The organism is Odoribacter sp. N54.MGS-14, from assembly GCF_000980295.1.
Lineage (GTDB): Bacteria > Bacteroidota > Bacteroidia > Bacteroidales > Marinifilaceae > Odoribacter > Odoribacter splanchnicus.
Map to the genome: position 1 here is coordinate 1 of NZ_LARL01000175.1, position 584 is coordinate 584.

Sequence of the window (584 nt, forward strand, 5' to 3'; positions counted from 1 at the left end):
AGCTTTTCGCAGCTTATCACGTCCTTCATCGCCTCTGAGAGCCTAGGCATCCACCATACGCCCTTTATTATTTACTTTAATTTATACTTTTAGCTTACTCGGAAATCATATAAAGTCTTACGACATTAATAATTTCTATTTTTGCTCATTGTTGTGGAATATATTTTTCCATCTTTCCAGTATGTCAAAGAACTGTGTCCTTACGGACTCTGTGGAGAATAAGGGAGTCGAACCCTTGACCTCCTGCGTGCAAAGCAGGCGCTCTAGCCAACTGAGCTAATCCCCCGAAGAAGTTACAAGCATGAAGGCTATACGCTAAAAGCTTATTGCATTTAGCTTTTCACTTTCGGGCTTTTGAGTAGTCCCTCGCGGAGTTGAACCGCGGACCTCTACATTATCAGTGTAGCGCTCTAACCAACTGAGCTAAGAGACTGACTAAGGCTATCAGCTTGAAGGCTACACGCTAAAGGCACTAAGCCTTCCGGCTTTTAGCTTTTTAGCTTCCTAGCTGTCAACTTATGGTAAAGGTTGAAGGTTTTGCCAGCAAGTGCAGATAATAACTGATCTCCAGAAAGGAGGTGTTC

General features: G+C 43.2%; 2 tRNA genes and 1 rRNA gene. All 3 read right to left on the minus strand.

Going from position 1 to position 584, the window contains the following annotated elements:
- Nucleotides 1-77: ribosomal RNA gene (locus WS42_RS14945) — 23S ribosomal RNA — on the minus strand; the annotation flags it as partial.
- A 135-nt stretch (nt 78-212) separates the two neighbouring features.
- Nucleotides 213-286: transfer RNA gene (locus WS42_RS14950), tRNA-Ala, on the minus strand.
- A 73-nt stretch (nt 287-359) separates the two neighbouring features.
- A tRNA-Ile gene (locus tag WS42_RS14955) sits at nt 360-433 on the minus strand.
- Nucleotides 434-584: the final 151 nt, after the last annotated feature.